This window comes from uncultured Campylobacter sp. (assembly GCF_938045225.1).
Lineage (GTDB): Bacteria > Campylobacterota > Campylobacteria > Campylobacterales > Campylobacteraceae > Campylobacter_A.
This window is the reverse complement of the sequence record NZ_CALINL010000044.1, coordinates 1-3265: the sequence shown is the minus strand read 5'-3', so window position 1 is coordinate 3265 and position 3265 is coordinate 1. Positions and strand designations below refer to the sequence as shown.

General features: G+C 40.9%; 4 protein-coding genes. 2 read left to right on the top strand and 2 right to left on the bottom strand.

Annotated features, from left to right (window positions below; all coding sequences use genetic code 11):
* Positions 1 to 172 precede the first annotated feature (172 nt).
* Both Q0200_RS02375 and Q0200_RS02370 read left to right on the top strand, forming a co-directional pair.
* Positions 173 to 367 (top strand): hypothetical protein, encoded by a 195-nt coding sequence (locus Q0200_RS02375; RefSeq protein ID WP_297937268.1) that lies wholly within the window; start codon positions 173 to 175, stop codon positions 365 to 367.
* 255 nt (positions 368 to 622) lie between these two features.
* Positions 623 to 1477: a YihY family inner membrane protein gene (locus Q0200_RS02370; RefSeq protein ID WP_297937265.1), complete on the top strand. Its 855-nt coding sequence runs from the start codon at positions 623 to 625 to the stop codon at positions 1475 to 1477.
* Positions 1478 to 1486: 9 nt separating this feature from the next.
* On the opposite strand, the gene Q0200_RS02365 is transcribed toward Q0200_RS02370, so the two are convergent.
* Both Q0200_RS02365 and Q0200_RS02360 read right to left on the bottom strand, forming a co-directional pair.
* A complete protein-coding gene (locus Q0200_RS02365; RefSeq protein ID WP_297937262.1) occupies positions 1487 to 1783 on the bottom strand; it encodes a hypothetical protein in 297 nt (98 codons plus the stop codon).
* 310 nt (positions 1784 to 2093) lie between these two features.
* The coding region (locus Q0200_RS02360; protein ID WP_297937259.1) for a ComEC/Rec2 family competence protein at positions 2094 to 3265 on the bottom strand (1172 nt) is incomplete at its 5' end.

The following is a 3265-nucleotide window of genomic DNA, read 5'->3' as shown; positions in this document are numbered from 1 at the left end:
ACAGATGCTATAAAACTAAAACCAATCTCCGAGTAATTCAACCTAAGTCCCTTTTTGTGTTATTTTAAAAAATTAAATTTTACGATTTTACGACATTATTTCTAAATTTATTATAAATTTACGAATATATGTCGCAATTTGCTATTAAATTTATAAAAGCTAAACTTGCGCTATGAAATACAGCCAACAAGACAAAGCTAGAATTTTAAAGATAACCACTAGAACGCTACAAAGATGGAAAACCACTAAGCCCGAGCTCTACGCCATCATTGAAGCCGGTTTTAAAATGCGTGAACTCGTGGCTGACGAAGAACAAAGCTTGTCCGAGATAAAAAAGATAATAAAAGAAGCCTTGCCGCAAAGCTAAATGCAAGCTCTCATTGCTTCAAATTTGACAAAATTACCGCACAGAATTTAGCTGATTTTAACCTCGCCGCCGTAAATCAAAATTTAAAATCGCCGACCGCTTTAAATTTGACGCCGTCGTTACTCTAAAATACGGTCAAATTTAACTCCATAATCATAAAGACCTCCGTATCGCAAAACGCAAAATAAATAAAATTTTACCTAATCCGAAATTTAAAAATTTTAAAGTAAAATACCTCAAATTTAAGGATTTAAGATGACCGCGCAAAAATTTGAAAAGATAAAAGAAACGCTTAAAATTTGGCTTACGGCGATGCTAAAGATCAAGGACAAGCAGCTACTGCACTACGCATCAAGCCTGAGCTTTCACACGATGCTCTCCATCATTCCCGTGCTACTCATCTCGCTTTCGCTCTTTACGCAGATGCCAAGCTTTAGCGTCTATTACGCCAAGATCAAGGAATTTATATTCGCCCAGCTACTACCGTCAAACCAAGACGCGATCTCAAACTACATCGAGACCTTTTTGCAAAACAGCTCAAGCCTTGGTATCCTAGGTCTTGGCGCTATCATCTTTACTTCGATTATGTTTTTCGCCGATTACGAATACGTCATCAACCGCATCATGCACACGCAAAGCCGCAAATTTTGGAACTCGCTAAGCGCATATTGGACGCTCATTACGCTGGCTCCCTTGGGGCTTGGGCTTAGTTTTTATCTCTCAAATTTATTTCAGGATATACTAAACTCCAGCGACTACACGAAGTGGATAAATTTTATAAGTATCTTTCCGTACCTCATCATTTGGGCGATATTTTGCGTGACCTATCTCATCTCGATAAACCGCCAAATCGCCCTAAAAAACGTGCTTTTTAGCTCGTTTGTGGCCTCGCTCATCTGGTATCTAGGCAAAAATATCTTCGTCTTTTACGCCGCAAACAACAAAACCTACCTCAGTATCTACGGCTCGTTTTCGGTGGTGCTGCTATTTTTCGTGTGGATTTACGTGTCGTGGATCATATTTCTTTACGGCGTGAAGCTGTGCGCGTATCTGGAAAAAGCGGGCGAGAGTGAGAAAGGCGGCGATAAAAAATCGAACGCCGCAGAGTAAATTTAACAGCTATTTTTTCTTAATTTTCAAAATATTTTCTGGAAATTCGGGATCAGAAACTAAATTTGTGCAAGCCTGAGCGCGCATACTTTCTGGCATTTCAGCCAAAGCTTGTAAATACGAATTTATGTATATTATTGATACAGTATCGCCCTTGCTTGACAGTTCCGCTACTTTTTGTTCGGCACCCTGGACTAGTTTCGCACAATCATTAGGAGCATACTTCTCTTGCCAATATGAAAAAGCAAAGAAACCCAAAACACAAAGACCTATAAAACCTACGACATCTTTAAAAAGATCCCACATTTTTAACCTTTAAAGTAAAATTTGTAGCATTATAATCGTTTTTTTTTTTTTTGCAAATCTCATAAATTAAAGTTGCAAAACGATTGGTTTTCTTGTTAAATTCTAAAAAAATTTTCTGGAAAATTTGAAGCTAAAGCTAGCTTTTTGTAAGCCAACTTGTGCGAGTTTTCTGGAAATTTTTTTAAATCTTACACATAATTTTGCGGATACTATGCTGCCGCATCCTCGCCTCTGACGACTAGCTTGTCAGCTCCTTTTTTTAGCACCCGCACAACCTTTTTGTACCGCCTTTTATATATACGCTTAAATCTTAAAAAAGCGCAGCAAAGCAGAGTAAATTTAGCAGCACGATAACGGCGGCTAAAATTTTGCTTTTGACTCTTGCTAAGCTCAGCGCGTTATAGAGTAAAAACAGCCAAAACGGTACGCTCAAATTTACCCCCTTTGCTCGCCACGAGAGAAATTCTAGCAAATACTCATCAAGCGTGCCGCCCGCGTCAAACACATGCAAAAGTGCGCTAATCGGATAAAACAAGCTAAAAAGCGGCGTGAGCGGCAAGACGGCTAGCTGCTGGGCGCTAACGAGCGGGAAAAAGTAAACCACGGGCAAAATCATCGCCGAAAATACCCAAAAATTTAGCAAGATAGCGTGCGTCAAATTTGAAAACCGCTCGCCAAAGTGCCGCAGATAGAGATAAATATAAAACACGCCAAGACTTGAAAAATAAAATCCGACGCTAAAAAGCAGACTAGGCATCATCGCCACGGCGGCGCAAATCACCGTAAAAAGAAGCTCAAAGCTCACGACGCGCACGTTTCTCGCGAGCAAAAACAGAGCCAGCAGGCTCATCAAAAACGCCCGCAAAAAGGATGGCACGAAGCCGATCAGCGCAAGATAGCAAAACAAAACCGCAAATATCGCGGCCGAGAGGTCAAATTTGGCGTTTCGATACGGAAAATATCGCGCCTGAAAATAGCTGTACGCCGGGCGCATGACAAAATATAAAAAACCAAAAATAAGCCCCAAATGATAACCGGAAATCGCGATGAGGTGCGCTACGCCGTAGAAATTTACATCCGTTCTAAGCTCCTTGCCCACGGGCGCTGCTAAAAACAGTGCGGTAAAAAGCTCGGTCATTTTTTCGCTTTCGTGCTGCGCGGCGATAAAATCATAAATTTGATCTCGCAACAGCTCAGAGCTGGTAACATATCGAAGCTCCGAGGTACCGTAGCTTGGCATAAAAAACGAGCCGCTTAGGTAATCTTTAAATTTGACGCTTTTGTTTTCGGCGCCGATTAAAATTTGCTCGTTCGCTCCCGCGTCAAAGTCCGCCCGCGTCGTCGTATAAAAGCTAAAATCGCGCGTTTTTAGCTTCAAAACGCGGTAAATTTTGCCTTTTGCGTTAGTTTTTTCGTAGTTTTGTAAAATTTTAGCTTGTAGGATAACGCCGTTTTGGGATTTAAATTCGCCGTTAATCTCGC

Coding starts and splice junctions, on each gene's coding strand:
- Q0200_RS02375 (WP_297937268.1), top strand. CDS start 173: ATGAAATACAGCCAACAAGACAAAGCTAGAATTTTAAAGATAACCACT.
- Q0200_RS02370 (WP_297937265.1), top strand. CDS start 623: ATGACCGCGCAAAAATTTGAAAAGATAAAAGAAACGCTTAAAATTTGG.
- Q0200_RS02365 (WP_297937262.1), bottom strand. CDS start 1,783: ATGTGGGATCTTTTTAAAGATGTCGTAGGTTTTATAGGTCTTTGTGTT.